Origin of the sequence: Pelotalea chapellei (genome assembly GCF_018531195.1) — a bacterium.
Classification (GTDB): Bacteria; Desulfobacterota; Desulfuromonadia; order Geobacterales; family Pseudopelobacteraceae; genus Pelotalea; species Pelotalea chapellei.
This window is the reverse complement of sequence record NZ_JAHDYS010000042.1, coordinates 1-615: the sequence shown is the minus strand read 5'-3', so window position 1 is coordinate 615 and position 615 is coordinate 1. Positions and strand designations below refer to the sequence as shown.

Sequence of the window (615 nt, the reverse complement as noted above, 5' to 3'; positions counted from 1 at the left end):
AGTAGAAACTAGGGACACTTCCCAGTTTTTTGTGGCCTTCCCGGTTTTTTGGGTCTTACTGGCTGATTTAATTGAAATTCCAGCTGATCTATAAATTGATTCCGTTTCATATGGTCGTCCGGTTCTAGTGGCTCGGCGGATGGCGTCGTCAGTTTCTTCATCTGCATCTCTAACGAACTCCGCATAAGCACTCCGTTCCTCGGATGACAACCATGGAGTTGCATCCAGCAGTGAGTCGTCTGAACCGGTAATGTGCGCTTTGGCGCTGGACCAGCGATAAACTCAGCACTAGCCGCCAAAGCAACTTTCATTGGGTTTCTCTCGATATAGCGAGCTACTGACCAAAGATACTGATCACTTTCAACGACACAAGAGAAAAAGCGGTTTTGCCAGATGCGGCCTGACTGTTTCAATTTGCGATTGAGGTACTGGGTGTACATCAGGTTGGTAAATCCGATTCCTTGCGACAAAGCTGTTTCCGTTTCCGGCACTGCAAGAATATGGATATGGTTGTCCATCAGACAATAGGCCCAAATGGATAGGTGATATCTTTGTGCGTATCCTGACAGCAATTTTAAATACATCTGCCGATCTTCGTCATCGAAAAAGACGGTG

1 protein-coding gene is annotated in these 615 nt (G+C 46.5%); it reads right to left on the bottom strand.

Features of this window, described 5'->3' with window-relative positions; all coding sequences use genetic code 11:
- Nucleotides 1-8: 8 nt before the first annotated feature.
- On the bottom strand, nt 9-615 hold a 607-nt coding region (locus KJB30_RS17840; RefSeq protein WP_214301722.1), incomplete at its 5' end, for a transposase.